The organism is Candidatus Erwinia haradaeae, from assembly GCF_900698885.1.
Taxonomy (GTDB): domain Bacteria; phylum Pseudomonadota; class Gammaproteobacteria; order Enterobacterales; family Enterobacteriaceae; genus Erwinia_E; species Erwinia_E haradaeae_H.
The window spans coordinates 587,730-609,180 of record NZ_LR217705.1; the positions used below are offsets into that span (position 1 = coordinate 587,730).

General features: G+C 34.9%; 13 protein-coding genes and 2 pseudogenes. 14 read left to right on the top strand and 1 reads right to left on the bottom strand.

Annotated elements, in window-relative coordinates:
- Window positions 1-13: 13 nt before the first annotated feature.
- A complete protein-coding gene (znuA, locus tag ERCISPPS3390_RS01850) occupies window positions 14-949 on the bottom strand; it encodes a zinc ABC transporter substrate-binding protein ZnuA (RefSeq protein WP_197095148.1) in 936 nt (311 codons plus the stop codon).
- 103 nt (window positions 950-1,052) lie between these two features.
- Between znuA and znuC the strand changes: the two genes are divergently transcribed.
- The 14 genes and pseudogenes from znuC (at window position 1,053) to lpxC (ending at window position 21,382) form a co-directional block, all read left to right on the top strand.
- Window positions 1,053-1,772, top strand: coding sequence for a zinc ABC transporter ATP-binding protein ZnuC (znuC, locus tag ERCISPPS3390_RS01855; RefSeq protein WP_197095399.1), 720 nt, complete (start codon window positions 1,053-1,055; stop codon window positions 1,770-1,772).
- Between the two features lie 42 nt (window positions 1,773-1,814).
- A complete protein-coding gene (gene znuB / locus ERCISPPS3390_RS01860) occupies window positions 1,815-2,600 on the top strand; it encodes a zinc ABC transporter permease subunit ZnuB (protein WP_197095149.1) in 786 nt (261 codons plus the stop codon).
- Window positions 2,601-5,224: 2,624 nt separating this feature from the next.
- Window positions 5,225-6,970: a peptidoglycan glycosyltransferase FtsI gene (ftsI, locus tag ERCISPPS3390_RS01865; protein WP_197095150.1), complete on the top strand. Its 1,746-nt coding sequence runs from the start codon at window positions 5,225-5,227 to the stop codon at window positions 6,968-6,970.
- A 16-nt stretch (window positions 6,971-6,986) separates the two neighbouring features.
- Window positions 6,987-8,474: a UDP-N-acetylmuramoyl-L-alanyl-D-glutamate--2,6-diaminopimelate ligase gene (gene murE, locus ERCISPPS3390_RS01870; RefSeq protein WP_197095151.1), complete on the top strand. Its 1,488-nt coding sequence runs from the start codon at window positions 6,987-6,989 to the stop codon at window positions 8,472-8,474.
- A complete protein-coding gene (gene murF / locus ERCISPPS3390_RS01875; protein ID WP_197095152.1) occupies window positions 8,471-9,832 on the top strand; it encodes a UDP-N-acetylmuramoyl-tripeptide--D-alanyl-D-alanine ligase in 1,362 nt (453 codons plus the stop codon). The genes murE and murF overlap by 4 nt, the downstream gene beginning before the upstream one ends.
- Complete coding sequence (mraY, locus tag ERCISPPS3390_RS01880) at window positions 9,826-10,908, top strand: phospho-N-acetylmuramoyl-pentapeptide-transferase (protein ID WP_197095153.1); 1,083 nt, start codon at window positions 9,826-9,828, stop codon at window positions 10,906-10,908. The genes murF and mraY overlap by 7 nt, the downstream gene beginning before the upstream one ends.
- Window positions 10,905-12,227 (top strand): UDP-N-acetylmuramoyl-L-alanine--D-glutamate ligase, encoded by a 1,323-nt coding sequence (gene murD, locus ERCISPPS3390_RS01885; protein WP_197095154.1) that lies wholly within the window; start codon window positions 10,905-10,907, stop codon window positions 12,225-12,227. Before mraY ends, murD begins: the two co-directional genes overlap by 4 nt.
- 60 nt (window positions 12,228-12,287) lie before the next feature.
- A complete protein-coding gene (ftsW, locus tag ERCISPPS3390_RS01890; RefSeq protein WP_269319458.1) occupies window positions 12,288-13,436 on the top strand; it encodes a cell division protein FtsW in 1,149 nt (382 codons plus the stop codon).
- 3 nt (window positions 13,437-13,439) lie between these two features.
- Window positions 13,440-14,497 (top strand): annotated as a pseudogene (murG, locus tag ERCISPPS3390_RS01895) (undecaprenyldiphospho-muramoylpentapeptide beta-N-acetylglucosaminyltransferase).
- A 107-nt stretch (window positions 14,498-14,604) separates the two neighbouring features.
- Window positions 14,605-16,050, top strand: coding sequence for a UDP-N-acetylmuramate--L-alanine ligase (murC, locus tag ERCISPPS3390_RS01900; protein ID WP_197095156.1), 1,446 nt, complete (start codon window positions 14,605-14,607; stop codon window positions 16,048-16,050).
- Between the two features lie 36 nt (window positions 16,051-16,086).
- Window positions 16,087-17,007, top strand: coding sequence for a D-alanine--D-alanine ligase (locus ERCISPPS3390_RS01905; protein ID WP_197095157.1), 921 nt, complete (start codon window positions 16,087-16,089; stop codon window positions 17,005-17,007).
- An 877-nt stretch (window positions 17,008-17,884) separates the two neighbouring features.
- Window positions 17,885-19,141, top strand: a complete 1,257-nt coding sequence (gene ftsA / locus ERCISPPS3390_RS01910) for a cell division protein FtsA (RefSeq protein WP_197095158.1) — start codon at window positions 17,885-17,887, stop codon at window positions 19,139-19,141.
- A gap of 74 nt (window positions 19,142-19,215) precedes the next feature.
- A pseudogene (gene ftsZ / locus ERCISPPS3390_RS01915) lies at window positions 19,216-20,257 on the top strand (cell division protein FtsZ); the annotation flags it as partial.
- Window positions 20,258-20,485: 228 nt separating this feature from the next.
- Window positions 20,486-21,382 carry a UDP-3-O-acyl-N-acetylglucosamine deacetylase gene (gene lpxC / locus ERCISPPS3390_RS01920; RefSeq protein WP_197095160.1) on the top strand — a complete coding sequence of 299 codons (897 nt, stop codon included), beginning with the start codon at window positions 20,486-20,488 and terminating at the stop codon, window positions 21,380-21,382.
- Window positions 21,383-21,451: the final 69 nt, after the last annotated feature.

Consider the following 21,451-nt stretch of genomic DNA (forward strand, 5'->3'; position numbering starts at 1 on the left):
ACACTCCCTTAATTTAATCCTCCTGTAAACAGCTTCTATATTGAGTAGATAACTTTACAAGAAACTTTACGTAGCTGTCTTTACTTATAGATATTTCTGTACCAAGAGGATCTAATATACCAAAATGAACGTTGGTTCCTCTAGAAATGGCTTTCACTACGATTGGTTGGAACTGTGGTTCAGTAAAGACGCATTGTATTTTTTTTGAAAGCAGTTGCATTTGTATATAATGTAAATGCTGTGCACCTGGTTGAATTTCTGGGTTAATAGTGAAATAACCAGTAGGCACTAAACTATAATACTTTTCAAAATAGGTGTAAGCATCATGAAACACAAAATAGTTGCTGCCCTTTAATGGTGCAAGTTGTTGATTAATTGTTTTATTCATCGTTAAGATAGAAGCCTTGAAATACTGCAAATTCGCATTTAGTTGATCTTGATTTTCTGGCATGCACCCTAATAACTTAGAATGAATAGCCATTGCTATTTGAATAGCAATTTCTGGTGACATCCATAGGTGCATGTTATATTTATTATGATAATGATGATACTCATGATTTTTGAATTGTATGTGATTCTCGATATTTGGTAATTGATCGATATATCTGGATTCCTTATGTGATTGATCAAGTAGTAATAATGATTGCACTCCAGGCAGCTGACTTATCTCGATAGTATTTTGTGTCGGTAACTTTTCCAAAGGTTTTTTCATAAATGATTCCATTTCAGGACCAATCCAAACTACTAAATCTGCTTCTTGAAGATGCTTTATATCTGATGGACGTAGTGCATAATTATGCACAGAGGCACCTTCTGGAAGAAGAATCTTCACTAGAGTAATACCGTCAGCAATAGATGCAGCAATAAAACCTATTGGTTTTATTGATGTGACAATAGCAGCTCTAGTTGTAAATGACAGACATACTATAAATATTCCTAAAACTAGCATGAAAATTTTTCTTAAGTTTTTCCATAAAATCATGATTCATTCCATTTCAATAGGCTATATATCATATGCCAATATGTAAAATATTACATCAATTACAATGAATATATCTACCTTAATATCTATTAAGCAAATTACAGTAAAGCTTGGTCAGTGTTTAGCATTAAGTAATATCTCACTGAGTCTAGAATCAGGGCGGATACTAACGTTAGTAGGCCCAAATGGAGCTGGTAAATCAACATTGGTACGCGTAGTTCTTGGGTTAATTCGTCCTACTTTTGGCACTGTATATCGCCTTTCCAAATTGTCTGTTGGTTATGTTCCTCAAAAAATGTTACTAGATGTTACATTGCCTATAAGTGTAGGTCGATTTATGCGACTGCGACCCAATGTTACATATGTAGACATTATACCTGCCTTAAAGCGTGTTCAAGCAGAACACTTAATAGAATTCCCTCTGCAAAAATTATCCGGAGGTGAAATGCAGAAAGTGTTATTAGCACGCGCATTGCTCAACCAACCAAAACTACTAGTTCTCGATGAACCGACTCAAGGTGTTGATATTAATAGTCAAATTGCACTTTATGATTTGATCGACCAATTAAGATACGACCTTAATTGTGGTGTTTTAATGGTTTCACATGACCTACATTTTGTTATGGCTAAAACTGATGAAGTTTTATGTTTGAATCGTCATATTTGTTGCTCTGGTACGTCTGAATCTGTATCGCAACATCCAGAATTTATCTCGATGTTTGGTCCTGTTCGGGCGAAAAATCTGGCTATTTACCGACACAAAAATCATAAGAATAATCATAATCTTTAATAAGACGACCTTGTACTTTATACGTAGGAGATTCACCAGTTAATGATTGAATTATTGTTCCCGGGTTGGTTGACGGGGGTATTGCTAGCATTAATAGCTGGTCCATTGGGCTCATTTATTATCTGGCGACGGATGTCATATTTTGGTGATACTTTGGCGCATACCTCATTACTTGGAATGGCACTTGGATTATTACTCAATATTAATCCCTGTTATACAGTAATTATTGTCACATTATTTTTATCAATAATATTAGTTTGGCTTGAGCGTTATCCTCATTTGGGACTGGACACTTTGCTAGGTATTCTAGCACATAGCACATTATCATTAGGATTGATTCTGGTTAGTTTTATGTCCAATATTCGCATTGACTTAATAGCATACCTATTTGGTGATCTTCTATCGGTTATGCCTAGTGATCTATGGGTTATTTTAATTGGGGTTATACTTATTTTGTTCGTTATTCTCTGGAATTGGCGTAAATTTCTCTCTTTAACAGTGAATCCAGAACTAGCGCAGGTTGATGGAATTAATATTCAGAGCACTAAAATGATTTTAATGATCATTACAGCTTTAACAATTGGAATATCTATGAAATTTGTTGGTGCATTGATTATCACTTCATTACTAATTATGCCAGCAGCTATAGCGCGTCGATTTGCGCGCTCTCCAGAAGAAATGGCTGTATTCGCTGTATTTATTGGTATATTAGCAGTAACATTTGGGCTTGGATTTTCTGCGTGTTATGATACTCCAGCAGGACCTTCCGTAGTTTTGGTGTTAACTTTTTTATTTATTTTGAGCATTATGAAAAAACCAGATATATAAAATTCCATTCCTAACAGATCGATCCCGTTAATAATATAACCTGAGTATAAATTAAAATTATCTTCTGAAGCACTAAGGCAAATTCATATTACATAACAAGTTTAACTAGATAAGACTATAGAATGATAATGATAATGATAATGATATCAAAGTAAACATGCCTGAATTCATCATGATTATATTCTCAAATATCTTTAGAAAATGAGGTATTTTATAGAAAAATTGGTTATTTTTATCTATTATTTTGCAATAACATTAAAGGATTGATGTGTGTTAGCATATTAATCTTACATGATTAGTAAAGCTTTGGTTGGATCCAAAGAAACAGTTTTATTTTATTTATTTAGATATATATAATTCATTCATATATATACGACCAGACGTAATTTTTAATATAAAAATAATATTTTCTATAAACGCTAAAATATTACTAATACTAGAAGAATGACTCTGTATCTCTTTAATACAATGAGAGGCAATTGTGTTATTTATTTTATTTATTGAGTTTTACCTAATAGTTTAGGTTAACTCCTAACTATTATTTCATTTGTTTATCAAAATAAGTATACCCATCTATAAATGAATATTGTTTTTATTTTTTATTTTTTATTTTTTATAAAATGTATATTTTGCATAATCCATATATTAATTAATTCATTTTGAATAAATGCTTTAAATAAAATTAGTAAATTTGATTTCAAATTATTATTTACTGCTATTTATCTATGATTCTAATAAGTGAAAAATAATGAATCTAACTACTAAAATTTTCTAATGACCTTGCTATAATTATAATTTTTATATTACAAACATGAATTGATGTTTAATAGTATTAAACAGTCTTTTGTGAAGCAATCTGCTAAATAACTAGTATTCTATGATAATTTTATATTTCAAGTAAAATAGCATCACTTTAAATGTAATCGCTAAACTATATTTTTTCTTAACTTAAATAGTTTTCAGTATTATTTTAATGCTGAGAGCTATGTTATAGTAAGTGGTCTTTTCATTAGATATTTGAAAATTTCTCTAAAAATACATTATTATATAAATTAAGTGTGAAACTAGATTTATAACTCCAAGGTATCAATCTATATCTAGAAAATATCTGCTATGCTCTAATGGTTAACGTTATTTTATATCGAATATTAAGAGAGTTTAATGATAAAATAATTATAGCTATTAATTATACTCACACATATACTCAGAAATTTATGGTAAGTTATATTTTGCTCTAAATTTTTAAAAATTTATTTTTTATACGAGAACCATCGTTGTTCCTGATTAGTAAAAGATTATGCTCATCACCTGACTTTTGAATGAGCCAATTTATATTTTTATACCGTATGGATTAATATTGACATATACAGCCTGTATATAACAGAATTTTTAGTGGATAAGCTATTACCTTCTACGATTAATATCATGTGCATATAGAAAATCCTTATTATTGATGATTAAAATTTAAATAAATTTTTCTATTTATTAAAAGTGTAATATTTTACTACTAAAATCATATAGAAATGTATTTCTGGTATAATAAAGCGAAATAATGAAGAAGAATTCTATAATTATATATTATTATTAATCTATAATAATAAAACTAAATATCAGTATTTATCAAAAATCTTTTTTTATTTAGTATTCAAAATCTCTTTTTATTTAATATAATTGAATGTAATGAAATGGTTATCTTTATAAGTAAATACTGTTGTTTTTTGTATCAGATAGGTAGAAATGTATAGTACATAAATAATAAAATACTGTAAGATGTAGTGACATAATGATTTGTATATAATGCAATCACCAGATTAGTTAGATATTTTATATATTATCGATATTGAGATTTAATAAAAAATATTAAAATATTACTATAATTATAATTATAATATTTTATTTTAAATACTAAATTAGTAGTATGCTATATTACAATGTATAGGTATAGTGTTCTTGTAGAAATTTATATACCCTAATTTTGCATAACTAGATTTATTCAATAATACGAGAGTATGTAAATACGAGAGTATGTAAATACGAATGTAGTTTGTTTCTGAAGAAATATTAATTGTAATTAATACATGATCGCATAACATCGTCACCACAATATACATTTCTATGTGAATACATAGAATTGCTAAGGATATGCATGCATATATTTCAAGAAATAATAATAACCTTAAGCGTTTATCTAAAAACAGCGCCATAAGTATAACAGAACATACGTACACTATCCAGTGCATTCCATTTCTAATACTCCAATCCCATTATAATTATTTTATGAATGCATAATATAGTTTAATGAGTCACCACAATATGTCTCTTCATGACACTCCAAACGTTTATGCACTATAAAACTAAAACGTTCTATTTAATAACAGCTTAAAACGATTGTTCTCGTAATGCAGAGAAGTAGTTGACGAAATATATATTAGGCCTTCTAAGAACAACTAAACACAAGAAGAGTCTCTATAGAATTTAAACTGAATATTTAGCAGAAATCTCTAATTTTATTAGAATTAACTTAGTGTATACGCAAGTGAATTACATCATTACTGTAAGCAGGATATAACATAATTATATGTGTTTAGAAAATGATAGTTTTCAGTAAAGGTAAAGTGTACGGGATGAGAAGAGTAAAAAATATATACAATCAGAGATTAAAAAAGATAGGACCACAGAGTAGTTTTTGTTACTGGCGTTTTACTTTGTTATGTAGTTTTATTTTTTTTGGGATGATTGGTTTACTCTTTCGTTTGGCTTGGTTGCAAGTGATTTTCCCTGATAGATTAGTCCATGAAGGTGATATGCGCTCACTACGAGTACAAGTAATTCCAACAGCGCGCGGTATTATCACAGATCGCAAGGGTCGCCCTTTAGCAGTTAGTGTACCTGTTTATTCTATTTTAGCTGATTCTAAAGAACTGCATAAACAGGGTGGCATTATTCTAGATGATCATTGGAGAGCCTTAGCTAATATATTGTCCATTCCACTCAATAAGCTCATGGAACGGGTGAACGCTAGACCATCTAGCCAATTTATTTATCTAGCGCGTCAGGTGGACCCAGAAATTAGTGAGTATATTAAAAAACTACGACTGCCAGGCATATTTTTACGGAATGAGTCACGTCGCTATTATCCTTCTGGGAAAGTTACCTCACATCTGATTGGTGTTACTAATATTGATGGAGAAGGCATTGAGGGTATTGAAAAAAGCTTTAATAAATGGCTTACAGGGCAGCCTGGTTCGCGAATAGTCCGTCAAGATCGTCTTGGTCAGGTGATTGAGGATATTCCTTTAGTTGATCGTCAGGAATCTAACAACCTCACTTTGAGTATTGATGTACGTCTTCAAACACAAGTGTATCATGAGCTCCATAAAGCGGTATCTTTTCATAGAGCTGAATCCGGTACAGCGGTTCTTTTAGATATTCACACGGGAGAGGTTCTAGCAATGGTGAATAGTCCATCCTATAATCCAAATAACTTAAATGGAGCCAGTCAAGGTGCAATGCGTAATCGTGCAATTACCGATATGTTTGAACCAGGGTCAACGGTAAAACCTATGGTGATTTTAAGCGCACTTCAGGGTAGAGTAGTAAGTGAAAATAGTGTATTAAACACTGAGCCTTTACGAATTAATGGGCATATAATTCGCGATGTAACATTGTATCATGAGCTGACGCTTACTGGAGTTCTACAAAAGTCATCTAATGTTGGTGTCACTCGTTTAGCGTTAGCTATGCCATCACATGTATTAGTGGATACTTACTCGAGTTTTGGGTTAGGCAAGACCACTAGCCTTGGTTTGATTGGAGAAAGCAGGGGGCTCTTTCCTCACAAAAAGCGATGGTCTGATATAGAAAGAGCGGCATTTTCTTTTGGCTATGGTCTTATGGTAACGCCATTACAATTAGCACGAGTCTATGCGACATTCGGTAGTTATGGTATTTATCGCCCATTATCCATCATGAAAGTTTCTACTCCAATAGAAGGAAAGAGAATCTTCCCTGCTCAAACAGTGCGTACAGTATTACACATGATGGAAAGCGTATCCCTCCCAGGTGGTTGTGGCGTCAAGGCTGCTGTCAAAGATTACCGCATTGCTATTAAAACGGGTACCGTAAAAAAAGTAGGTAAAAATGGCAAATTTATTAATCGATATATTGCTTATACCGCTGGAGTAGCACCTGCCAGCAAGCCTCGTTTTGCGTTAGTTGTTGTAGTTAATGATCCTCAATCTGGACAATATTATGGTGGTGCTGTCTCAGCTCCTGTTTTTAGTAATATTATGACTGAAGTTCTCCATATCATGAAAGTTAAACCTGATACATTATCTAGTTTTAATTCACAAAAAATCCATAATCCATAAAAATGAGAAACGCACAGTGCTATATCGCAATCTGAAAAACTTGTTAGCACCATGGGTATCTAACGCACCAAATTGTCTTTTGCGGGGCATTACTTTAGATAGTCGTAAAGTAATGTCAGGAGATCTTTTTATAGCTATTAACGGACATCAAGTAGATGGACGTAATTTTATTGTACAAGCTATTTCTCAAGGTGCAGTAGCAGTTATTGCCGAATCTAAGGGTTATACTCAGCATGGGAAAATTCAATATATTTGCAATATTCCAGTGACTTACATTGAAGATCTTGCTCAGTCTCTTTCAAAGATTGCAGGAGATTTTTATCAGAATCCAGGTTCGCAATTAAAACTAATTGGTGTAACTGGTACTAATGGTAAAACTACTGTTACGCATTTATTAGCTCAATGGGCTCAGTTATTAGGTAACGTGAGTGCTATCATGGGTACACTTGGCAATGGTTTATATGGGCACTTAGCTCTAACAAATAACACGACTGATTCTGCGATAGATGTACAAAATGCTTTATCTACATTAGCAAAGCAGGATGTAAGTTTAGTAGGTATGGAAGTTTCTTCTCATGCTCTTACTCAAGGTCGCGTAGCGGCTTTACCTTTTTCTGCAGCAGTGTTTACTAATCTTAGTCGCGATCACCTAGATTATCATCATAACATGAATTGTTATGAACATAGCAAATGGCAGCTATTTTTTAAATATCAAATAAAAAAAATTATTATTAATGGTGACGATACAGTAGGTCGGAAATGGCTAAAAAGATTACCGAATGCGGTCTATGTCAGCATGGATCATAATAATCACTATGATCAACATCAACAATGGTTGATAGCTAAAAAAGTTACCTATAGCAATAGTGGGACTAGTATAGATTTTACCTCTAGCTGGGGATCTGGATATATGGAGACTCATTTAATAGGTTCGTTTAATGTTAGTAACCTTTTACTGAGTTTGGCAACCCTACTGTCGTTACAATACCCCTTAGAGGTCTTAATACGCACCGCAACGCAGCTACAACCTGTTAGTGGTCGCATGGAGATGTTTTGGGTCACTAAAAAACCTAAGGTAGTAATAGATTATGCTCACACCCCTTGTGCATTAGAGAAAGCATTAATAGAAATACGTCGATACTGTAAGGGTAGATTATGGTGTGTTTTTGGTTGTGGTGGTGATCGTGACCCAGGTAAGCGCCCTATGATGGGCGAGCTTGCTGAGCGTCTTTCTGATTTTTTAATTATTACTAACGATAATCCTCGTAATGAAGATCCTGTGATTATTATCAGAGACATATTAAGTGGATTGCTATATCCAAAAACTGCTTACGTGATCATTAATCGAGCGCAAGCAGTAACGTATGCAATAAAACAAGCAAAAATGGATGATGTTGTGCTCATTGCTGGTAAAGGCAGTGAAAATTATCAAACTTTTGGAAAAAATAATGTAAATTACTCTGATAAAAATATAGTTTTAACCCTCTTAAGGCAGGTAACATGATTCCTATAACCTTAAAACAAGTGGCAGAAATTACTGACGGGGTTCTTTATGGAGCTAATATAACCATATCTGATATTAGCACTGATACACGTCAACTACGAACAGGGAATTTCTTTGTAGCCTTACAGGGAAAATATCATGACGCTCATAATTTCGCTTCATGTGCTATAAAGGCAGGATGTTCTGGTCTTTTAGTTAGTAAACATTTACACTATAAAACTCCATGTGTAGTAGTAAAGAATACGCGTGTTGCGCTAGGTAAGTTAGCTGCATGGGTGCGTCAACAATCTAATGCTAGAGTTGTGGCAATTACAGGATCTTCAGGAAAAACATCTGTTAAAGACATGACTACTGCTATTTTACATCACTGTGGCCAGACATTGTCTACTGTTGGTACTCTTAATAATGATATTGGAGTACCAATTACACTTTTAGGCCTGCATTCTAGGCATCAGTACGTTGTCGTAGAGCTCGGCGCTAGTCATATAGGAGAGATTTCCTATACTGTTCAGTTAGCACAGCCAGAAAGCGTACTTATTAATAATCTTTCAACGGCCCATTTAGAAGGTTTTGGTTCTCTATCTGGTTTAGCTAAAGCTAAAGGAGAGATTTTAAACCATTTACCAATAAATGGCACTGCTATTATTAATAATGATAGTCATGATTTAGTGCATTGGAGACATGCCATTCAAGGAAGAGCGCTTTGGCGCTTTTCAATACATAAAAAGAGAAAAAGTGATTTTTATGCATCTGACATTTCTTATAATACATCTGGTACTTTATTTAAATTACATTCTCCTCAAGGCTCTATAGCGATTTCCCTGCCATTGCATGGAGATCATCAAATTGCTAATGCGCTTGCAGCTAGCGCATTAGCGCTTTCTATTGGCGCACCATTACATGCAATACCAAAGGGCTTATGTCATATGAAAGCAATATCAGGGCGCTTATTTTCAATATATTTTACCAAAAATAAGTTACTAATAGATGATAGTTATAATTCTAATATGGGCTCTATGATTGCTGCTATAAAAGTCTTATCCGCAAGACCTGGTTATCGCGTTATGATCGTTGGTGATATGGCAGAAATGGGAAAATATGCAATTAAATATCATTCTCAAATAGGTGAGTTGATTCATAGCTTAGGCATTAATAAAGTATTAAGTATAGGATCATTAGGAATGCTTATCGCGCGTAAAAGCGCTGTAGGCGAATGCTTTAAAGAGCATGCAGAACTAGGAAACAGGGCATATGAATTGCTGATGCAACATCAATGTATTACGTTATTAGTAAAAGGTTCGCGTAGTTCATGCATGGAAAAAATAGTAAATATTTTACAGGAGAAAGGTGTATGTTAGTCTTTCTAAAAGAATATTTAGTTATATTTTATTCTGGTTTTGATGTTATTTCTGATGTAATTTTTCGTTTTATTTGCAGTTTTTTTACTTCCCTTTGCGTATCTTTGTTGATTGGTCGGCGTATGATTATTTGTCTTAACAAACTATCATGCCGTCAAATTGTACGTATGGATGGCCCAAAGAGCCATTTTAATAAAAGTGGTACACCAACAATGGGTGGTATTATAATCTTAGTAGCTATTATCATGTCAGTATTTTTTTGGGCTGATCTATGTAATATATATATCTGGTTTGTAATGTTTGTTTTGGTAAGTTATGGTATTATTGGTTTTGTGGATGATTATAAAAAAATAGTACATAAAAACACTGTAGGATTGCCCGCGCGCTGGAAATACATTTGGCAATCGGCTATCGCCTTATTAGTTGGTATAGGGATGTATATCATAGGCAGAGAAACATACACTACTTTTTTAATTTTACCATTTATTAAAAGTATTATACCACAACTAGGTATATTCTATCTTTTAATAACATATATTGTTATCGTAGGCACTAGTAATGCGGTTAACATTACTGATGGGTTAGATGGTTTAGCAATTGTTCCTACTGTATTTATTGCCATAGGATTAGCTATAATAGCTTTTGCGACAGGGACGGTAAAATGTGCTGCCTACCTACATATTCCTTATATAGCACATACTAGTGAGTTAGCTATTATCTGTGCTGCAATTTTTGGATCTGGCTTAGGTTTTTTATGGTTTAATACCTACCCTGCGCAAATATTTATGGGTGATATTGGCTCTCTTGCCTTAGGTTCCTCGCTTGGTGTTATAGCAATATTATTGCGCCAGGAGTTTCTACTTCTTATAATGGGCGGAGTCTTTTTGATAGAAACAATATCGGTGATACTACAGATTGGATACTTTAAATGGTGCGGGCAACGTATTTTTCGCATGGCCCCTATACATCATCATTATGAGTTAAATGGCTACCCAGAGCCCCGTATTATTGTTCGGTGTTGGATTATTTCACTCATTCTACTACTGATTAGTTTAGTTACCCTTAAGATACGATGAGCTTAAATAATTATACAGGCATGAAAGTCGTTATTATTGGCCTTGGTTTTACAGGTAGTGCATGTGTAGATTTTTTCCTGACACGCGGCGTAATACCGCGTGTAATAGACACACGCATAAATCCCCCATTATTAAATCTCTTACCAAAAAATATTGAATATTGTCTGGGTGAAATCAATAATGTTTGGTTACTAAATGCTGATTTAATTATCATTAGTCCTGGCGTTTCTCCTCTTAAGCCATCTATTATAGCAGCCGAGCGAGCAGGAATTAAAATTATTAGTGATATTGAGCTGTTTTGTCGTGAAACACATATTCCAATTGTTGCTATTACCGGATCTAATGGTAAAAGCACTGTTACATCTTGGGTAGGCAAAATCGCTCAATCTATGGGATGGATAGTTGGAATAGGTGGTAACATTGGTGTTCCTGTTCTTGGGTTGCTAAAAAAACCCGCACAATTATATATTTTAGAATTATCCAGTTTTCAACTTGAAAGAACCTACAGTTTGCAAGCAGTAGCAGCAACTATTTTAAATGTAACCGAAGATCATATGGATCGATATCCACTTGGTATGCAGCAATATCATTCTGCTAAACTGCGTATTTATAAAAATGCTTCGCTTTGCCTGATGAATGCTGATGACGAAAAAACTATACCAGTAAATCATTCTCATTCATGTTATCGTAGTTTTGGTAAAAATACTGGCGATTATCATTTTAAGACTCAGAATAATAGCACTTGGTTGCATGCGTTAGGGGAAAGTGTATTGAATATTAATGAGATGCGTATCATTGGTAAGCATAATTTTACTAATGCGCTAGCTACGCTAGCTTTAGCAGATGCGTTGAATATCCCTAGAAATATCAGCTTATCTTCACTTACTAGCTTCAAAGGTCTAGAGCATCGCTTTCAGATCATACATCAAAAAAATGGTGTCCAATGGATTAATGACTCTAAGTCTACCAATGTCGGAAGTACTTCTGCAGCGCTAAATAGCGTAGAACCTGATGGGAACTTGTGGTTATTACTAGGCGGAGACAGCAAGTCATCTAATTTAAAACCACTAATCAAACCCCTTCAGAAAAAAAATCTTCATCTCTATTGTTTTGGCCGTGATAGGGCTAAATTAGCGCAATTACGCCCAGAAATTACAGTGCAGACTGAAACTATGACTGAGGCTATGATCGAAATCGCCTCTAAAGTACAGCCTGGAGATATAGTACTTTTAGCACCAGCCTGTTCTAGCCTAGATCAATTTACTAATTTTGAAGAACGTGGCGCCTTATTTACTAAAATAGCACAAGAGGTTGGCTAATGCCTATAGCGCGTATTAGATTACTTCGTTTTATAATTTTTTTTATGCACAACTTGGATAATAAGCCTCAGGAATTATAAAATGAATATACTATTACTATATGACCGCACCTTATTATGGTTAACACTTGGTTTAACAGTTATAGGTTTAATAATGGTAACATCAGCCTCAATGTCAATCAGTCAGCGCCTAGTAGAAGATCCACTGCTTTTTGCTAAACGTGATGCATTGTATTTATTGTTATCTCTTGGGTTTTCTAGAATTACGTTATGTATTCCTATGAGTTTCTGGCAACGATCTAGTAGCATTATGTTACTCACAGCAATCATACTACTACTTTTAGTTCTAGTAACAGGTAATTCAGTTAATGGTGCAATTCGCTGGCTTTCACTGGGACCTGTTAGTATGCAACCTGCAGAATTATCTAAATTATCATTATTCTGTTATTTATCTAACTATCTAGCACGAAAATCTCATGAAGTCCGGAATCATTTTTGGGGGTTTTTTAAACCTATGGGTGTTATGCTAATATTGGCAGTGTTACTATTGGCGCAACCAGATTTAGGAACTGTAGTAGTTCTCTTTGTGACTACACTTTCTATATTATTTTTAGGGGGTGCAAAAGTATGGCAATTTTTAGCGATCATCAGTTCTGGTATTACTGCTATTAGTATTTTAATTTTGACGGAACCATACCGAATACGACGAATAATTTCTGTTTGGAACCCATGGGGTGATCCGTTTGGAAGTGGTTATCAACTTACTCAATCTTTAATGGCATTCGGCCGAGGTGAATTATTAGGGCAGGGGTTGGGTAACTCAATACAAAAATTAGAATATCTCCCGGAAGCTCATACAGATTTTATATTTTCAATTATTGGTGAAGAATTAGGTTATATTGGCGTTTTTGCTGGATTAATTATGCTATTTTTTGTCTCATTTCGTGCAATGCTGATTGGCCGCGACGCATTAAAAGTTAATCAATGTTTTTCTGGTTTTCTTGCATGTGCGATTGGTATCTGGTTTAGTTTTCAAACGCTAGTGAATGTTGGAGCTACAGCTGGTATATTACCAACCAAGGGTTTAACGCTACCATTGATTAGTTATGGCGGGTCAAGCCTGCTAATTATGTCAACAGCTATTGTGTTTTTATTACGAATCGATTACGAAATACGTTTAACAAAAACTCAGGCATTTAAACGAGGATAATGAATGACTAACAAAAAACTAATGGTAATGGCTGGTGGTACCGGTGGGCATATTTTTCCAGGTTTAGCTGTAGCTAATTATCTTATACAATTAGAATGGAAAATTCTTTGGTTAGGTACCGCTGAAAGAATGGAGTCACATTTAGTTCCTAAGCATGGTATTGATATTAAGTTTATCCGAATTAGAGGGCTACGAAATCAAAGAATTCTAAGCTTACTAGCCTCGCCAGTAAAAATCTTATATGCTTGGTATCAAGCACGAAAAATTATTCAAGCATGGAAACCAGATGTAGTATTGGGTATGGGAGGTTATGTATCTGGTCCAGGTGCTTTAGCAGCCTGGAGTTGTGGTGTGCCTCTAATACTTCATGAACAAAATGGTGTTGCGGGGTTAACTAATAAATGGTTATCTAGATTGCCAGTAAAGTTATACAAGCGTTTCCAGGAGCGCTTTCTTCTGCAGAAGTTGTGGGAAATCCAATACGTGAAGATCTTTTAGCGCTACCGGAACCGTCCGTACGTTTTTCAGGGCGTAAAGGTTCAATCCGCGTACTAGTTCTGGGAGGCAGTCAAGGCGCAAGCATACTCAATCAGACCATGCCTCAAGTAGCAGCGGAGATGGGTGAAAAGATTAAGCTATGGCATCAAGTGGGGAAGGGCTCTCTAAATATAGTGAGCAAAGATTACGCTAAATTGAACTGTTTACCTTATATAGTATCGGAATTTATTGATGATATAGCAGCCGCCTATTCTTGGGCAGATGTAGTAATTTGTCGATCTGGTGCTATGACTGTTAGCGAAATTTCTGCTGTGGGTCTTCCAGCAATCTTTGTACCCTTTCAGCATAAGGATCGTCAGCAATATTGGAATGCATTACAATTAGCGAGAATTGGTGGTGCGGTTATTTATGAACAGAAGGAGTTTACTGCTGATATAGTGTCACAGACCTTAGAAGAATGGGATCGTGACAAACTTTTAATAATGGCTGAGAAATCTCGTTCCATAGCTATATTAGATGCAACCACGCGTGTGTCCTCTGCAATAAAAAATGCAGTACGTTGATATCCTAAAGTATATATAATATACACGTATAACGTATATATTATACACGTTTATATAAAATATGTTTATCTAAAAATCTAAACACGAAAGACGACTGGTAGGTACAAATGACGAACACTAAACCAGTAAGTGTACTACGTGATATCACATCTAAAATGCGTTACTTTCGGAATATTCATTTTGTTGGTATTGGTGGTTCTGGGATGGGCGGAATTGCTACAATTTTAGCACAAGATGGTTATCAAATTAGTGGTTCGGAATTAACACCTAATGCGATTACGCAATACCTAAAGACGCTTGGAGTGATAATCTTTTGTCATCATGATCCTGAAAATATAAAAAATTCTAATCTAGTAGTAATATCAAGCGCCATATCAGAAGATAACCCAGAAGTAGTATCTGCACATAAGGCAAATATTCCCGTCATTCGACGGGCAGAAATGCTATCAGAATTAATGCGATTCCGACATGGAATTATCATTTCAGGTACGCACGGAAAAACAACTACTACTGCTATGATTGCCCGTATATATGAAGAAGGAGGCTTAGACCCTACATTAATTAACGGAGGAACAGTAAAAACAATCGGCGCTAACGCTCGTCTTGGAAAAAGTTTCTATTTGGTGGCTGAAGCAGATGAGAGTGACGCGTCATTTCTTTGTTTACAGCCAATCTTAGCTGTGATCACAAATATTGAAGCTGATCATCTAGATACTTACCAGGGTAATTTTTATAAACTCAAGCAGACTTTTATCGAATTTTTACATAATCTTCCGTTTTACGGTAAGGCTATTTTATGTATTGATGATAAAGCTGTCCGTAGTATTATACCATATATAAAACGTAACATTATAACCTACGGATATAGAAAAGATGCTGATGTACAGGTTCTAAACTATCAATGTGATAGAGGAAAAGGTTACTTTACCTTGGCGCGTCAGAATAAACCCTTGATAGACATTGCCCTAAATACTCCTGGAGTGCATCATTCACTTAATGCAGCTGCTGCGGTAGCAGTAGCAACTGAAGATGGCATTTCTGATACAGATATTATCGATGGACTGAAGAATTTTCAAGGGGTTAGCCGGCGTTTTGATGTACTTGGTGAGTATCCATTAGATCAAATAAATGGCTGTGCTGGTACAGTTATACTTATTGATGATTACGGTCATCATCCAACAGAAATAGATGTTACTATCAAGACTATACGATCTATGTGGCCGGATAGAAAATTGATTATGATTTTTCAGCCACATCGTTATACCCGTACGCGTGATTTACATTTTGATTTTACTAATGTTTTATCTCAGGTGGATGAATTGATAATGCTGGAGGTGTATTCTGCTGGCGAATCTCCAATTAATGGAGCAGATAGTAATTCACTATGCTGTGCTATTCGTGACCGTAAAAAATTAAATCCAATTTTAATATCTAATCATAATAGAGTGCTGGAAAATCTTCTGCCGCGATTAACGGGAAACAATCTGATTTTAGTACAAGGTGCTGGGAATATAGACACTATTGCCTATGAGATTTCTAGAGCGCTATTATAGATGTCAGTTTTTGATTAATTCAAAAAGGAGATTATGATGGTTGGAAAAGTAGCAGTCTTAATGGGAGGTTGCTCTTCGGAGCGAGAGATCTCTCTGTTATCAGGGCAGGCGGTTTTAAATGGTCTAAGAGACATCGGATTTGATGCTCACCCTGTAGATACAAGCGCTTTTCCAATTTTTCAATTAAAACAAGAGGGATTTATTAAAGCTTTTATTGCATTACACGGACGAGGTGGTGAAGACGGCACAATTCAAGCCATATTGGAATATCTTAGTATTCCTTACACTGGAAGTGGGGTATTAGCTTCATCCTTAAGTATAGATAAAATACAGAGTAAATATCTATGGAAAGGTTATGGTCTTTCAACATGCCCTTTTATTTCATTAAATCAGTCACAAATGAATAAAAATTTATCTCACCAAGTAAAAAAAAATCTTAGTCATCTGGGGCTACCTGTATTTGTAAAACCTAATCGCGCAGGATCTAGTCTAGGTGTCTCACGTGTCAACTATATGTCAGATTTGGAGCCAGCATTAATAAAAGCTTTTCATTATGATCAAGAAATATTAATAGAGACGTTTTTAAGTGGTAATGAGTATACTATCGGCGTGATTGGTACAACAGTTCTACCATCAATTCGCATTCAATGTTCTAGAGAGTTTTATAGTTATCATGCGAAATATATTGCGAATGATACTAAATATTTTTGTCCATCAGGTCTAAGTGTAAAAAAAGAAGAGGATTTAAAATCTTTGAGTCTTGCAGCATGGAATGCGCTTGGCTGTGTAGGCTGTGGTCGTATTGATGTGATGGCAGATTCTGCTGGTCGTTTTTATTTGCTAGAGGTAAACACCTCTCCAGGAATGAGTAGTCACAGTTTAGTACCAATAGCAGCTAAAAAAGCGGGGATAAGTTTTTCAGAACTCGTAGGACGCATCTTGGATTTAGCAAATTAAAACAATAGATGAAATTTTAAGATTAATCCATAAAATGGATTAATATGCATTCAGATTGAATTGAGTAATTTTTAAACATTCATAAAGCCTAATGATACTATGTATCATGGTCAGGATAACATAAATAGTACACAAAGAATTTGTATAATAAACTTTTAACCAATTAAAGGTGAACACTTAATTGATGTTAAAAATATAACATATTTATTATTTCTGTATTATAAAAATAAATATCTAAACATGAAGCTTTTCTGATAATAAATCTGTGTAATATAACACCTATCGTTTTGTGTGAACTCAATGCAAAATTTTTCTAAAAAGTGGTATTTTATAGGTTCAGTAGATTCTTTATGTATAGACTAAATTGATCTATTATATTTAGACCTTAATTAAAGAGTAATACACTTAAGTCAAAATCTATTATAACTGTAGATTGATTCACCGCAGTAACACTTATTTGGTGTACCAAAGAAATGAGTAATTAACAGTATTTATTAAAGTATCTTTATCATTTCAAGCAACGTACAGGGCAGAAAAATTTTTGTATAGATTTCTAATTTAATTATTCTTGTAGAGTCAAAGAAATCTTTAATAAAAACATAATAGTTTAGAAATAGAACATTATTTTCTACATAATGACATAATCATTGATTAGAAATAGACACTCCACATAATAATATCGTAAAACTATAAGAATATTGAGGTGTCGTCTTTAAATATATCTATTGCAGGTAGTGCAGAAAAGCATGGAGCATAAATATGTTACGCATGTAATTTCTGGTACTATCATTCTCCCCAGAAGTGAATTGCCTCATGGTTCTCGTGATTAGGTCACTCAAGAGTTTTTGTCATATAGTGATGTATAGGTTAAAGAACAATGATCAAATTAATAGATAAAAAACTGTTAGTAGGTTTAGAGATAGGTACTACAAAAATTGTAACCATAGTAGGGGAAGTTCTACCTGATGGTATGATAAATATCATTGGAATCGGGGAATCTTTATCTCGTGGCATGGATAAAGGCGGTGTCAACAACCTTGAGTTAGTAATGCGGTGTGTAAAAACAGCAATAAATCAAGCTGAATTAATGGCAGACTGTCAGATTGAATCCGTTTATCTGGCTTTATCAGGACAACACATTAGCTGTCAGAATGAGATAGGAATCGTTCCTATTTCTGAGGAAGAGGTAACACAGGAAGACGTAGATACTGTTGTTCATACTGCCCAATCTGTTCGTGTGCGTGATGAACATCGTATCCTTCATGTTATTCCACAAGAATATGCTATTGATTATCAGGATGGAATTAAAAATCCGATTGGCCTGTCTGGTGTACGCATGAAAGCTAAGGTGCACCTCATTACATGCCATAATGACATGGCAAAGAATATTGTTAAAGTGGTTGCCCGTTGTGGCTTAAAGGTGGATCAATTAATTTTTGCTGGTCTAGCATCTAGCTTAGCAGTATTAACTACAGACGAGAGAGAATTAGGAGTTTGTGTAGTAGATATTGGCGGTGGAACGATGGATATAGCTATATATACCAATGGCGCCTTACGTTACAGTAAAGTGATCCCATATGCAGGGAATATTGTCACTAGCGATATCGCTTATGCTTTTGGAACCCCTCCAGCTGATTCAGAAGATATTAAATTAAGCAAAGGGTGCACAGTAGGATCTCTTGATATTGAAGGTGAAACTGTTGAAATACCAAGCGCAGGAGGACAATTAGCAAAAAATCTTCAACTTAAAACGCTTACGGAAATTGTTGAACTACGCTATACAGAATTACTTAATTTAGTCAATGATGAAATTTTACAATTCCAAAATAGTTTCTCTCAAAGTAATATAAAGCATCATCTTGCAGCAGGTATTGTCCTTACTGGTGGAGCATCTCAAATCAACGGTTTAGAAGCATGCGCACAGCGTGTATTTCATACGCCAGTGCGTATTGGGCATCCGATTTATATTTCTGATTCAATAAAAACTATACAAGGACCATCTTATTCGACAGTAGTTGGTTTATTGCATTACGGCAAAGAATATCGAATGAATAATCAAAAATCTATGAAACAAAGATCTTTAGTAAACACCTGGCTAACAAAAATCAATCGATGGTTAAAAAAAGAGTTTTAATTTTAATTTTTCAATAAGGATTATTTTGATCTTTTTAGTAACCTTAAAAGAATAGCATGTAATGGAGCGATATTATGTTTGAACCCTTAGAATTAACCAATGACGCTATAATTAAAGTCATTGGTGTGGGCGGAGGTGGCGGGAACGCTGTTGAACATATGATCCGAGAAAATATTGCAGGTGTTGAGTTTTTTGCGGTAAACACAGATGCACAAGCATTACGCAAAACAACTATTAGCCAGACTATCCAAATAGGTAATACCATCACCAAGGGTCTTGGAGCTGGTGCAAATCCGGAGATAGGAAGACATGCTGCAGAAGAAGATCGTGAGGTATTACGTCAGATATTAACAGATACAGACATGGTTTTTATTGCTGCAGGCATGGGTGGTGGAACAGGTACTGGCGCAGCGCCAGTAGTTGCCGAAGTGGCTAAAGAATTTGGTATCCTAACTGTTTCTGTAGTGACAAAACCCTTTAATTTTGAAGGAAAGAAACGAATGTCATTTGCAGAGCAAGGTATTTCTGAACTATCTAAGTATGTTGATTCATTAATTACTATTCCTAACGACAAATTATTAAAAGTACTAGGTCGCGGTGTTTCTTTGCTCGACGCATTTGGCGCAGCTAATGATATCTTAAAGGGGTCGGTACAAGGAATTGCCGAATTAATTACTAGACCAGGGCTCATTAATGTTGATTTTGCTGATGTTCGCACTGTAATGTCTGAGATGGGTTATGCAATGATGGGATCTGGTATTGCGTGCGGTGAAGATCGCGCTGAAGAAGCATCTGAAATGGCGGTCTCTAGTCCATTACTCGAGGATATTGATCTTTCTGGTGCACGTGGTGTCCTGGTGAATATTACCGCTGGTTTTGATCTTCGTTTAGATGAGTTTGAAACTATTGGTAACACCATTCGTGCATTTGCTTCCGATAGCGCTACAGTAGTTATCGGCACCTCTTTAGATCCTGAAATGCACGATACACTACGCGTGACAGTCGTAGCTACCGGTATTGGTGCGAGCAGATGTCAGGATGTAACATCAGTTACTAATAAACAATCCACTCATCATCCTATGAGAGATAATCGTTATCAACAACACGGACTACCTGCGATGACACCAGAATCAGAGCCTGTTGTAAGAACTACACACGAACGAGAAGCAAAATTAAATCAACCCTCTAACTATCTAGATATCCCAGCATTTCTACGAAAAAGGAAGAATCAAAAGAATGAGAATAATTAGATGTCAGATCTGGTCTTTTGTAAATAAAACATATTAGTATCTTTTTTATTTAGTGTGTATTTAAGGTAAGACCCCTCATGTTTGGGATCACAAAATGATTAAACAACGGACATTAAAGCGTACTGTGCAGACAACTGGTGTTGGTTTACATACTGGGAAAAGAATTACTTTGACCTTGCGTTGCGCGTTGGCTAATACTGGAGTGATTTATCGTCGTACCGACTTGAACCCTCCTGTGGATATTCCCGCTAAAGCGCAATTAGTACGCGATACTATGCTATGCACATGCTTAGTTAATGAGCATGAAGTTAGGATTTCAACAGTAGAGCATATTAATGCCGCTCTTGCGGGGTTAGGTGTAGATAACATCATTGTAGAGGTGAATGCGCCTGAAATTCCAATTATGGATGGCAGTGCAGCGCCATTTATCTATTTACTGATGGATGCTGGTATTGTAGAATTAAATAGTGCCAAAACATTTGTACGTATTAAGCAATCAGTAAGAGTACAAGAAGGTGAAAAATGGGCAGAATTTTCTCCATATCATGGTTTTTCATTAGATTTTACAATTGATTTTAATCATCCGGCGATTGATGAAAGCACTCAGCGTTATTATATGGATTTTTCTACTGAAACTTTTACATCTCAAATTAGCCGAGCACGTACTTTTGGGTTTATACATGATATAGAAAACCTACAATGCCGAGGTCTATGTCTCGGGGGAAGCTTTGATTGCGCTATAGTAGTGGATAAATATCGCGTGTTAAATACAGAGGGCTTACGCTTTAAAGATGAATTTGTGCGTCATAAAATACTCGATGCTATAGGTGATCTATATATGTGTGGTCATAGTATATTAGGTGCTTTTACTGCCTATAAATCAGGGCATTCATTAAATAATAAACTGTTACAAACGATGTTATCCAAGAAAGAATCATGGGAACTGGCAACTTTTGAGCATGCAGATTTATTGCCAATTACATTTTTATAACCACACCTATTTTTTATATACTCTAAAAGTTTTGGTTATTGTTAATGAGCATATCTTTTTATATAGATA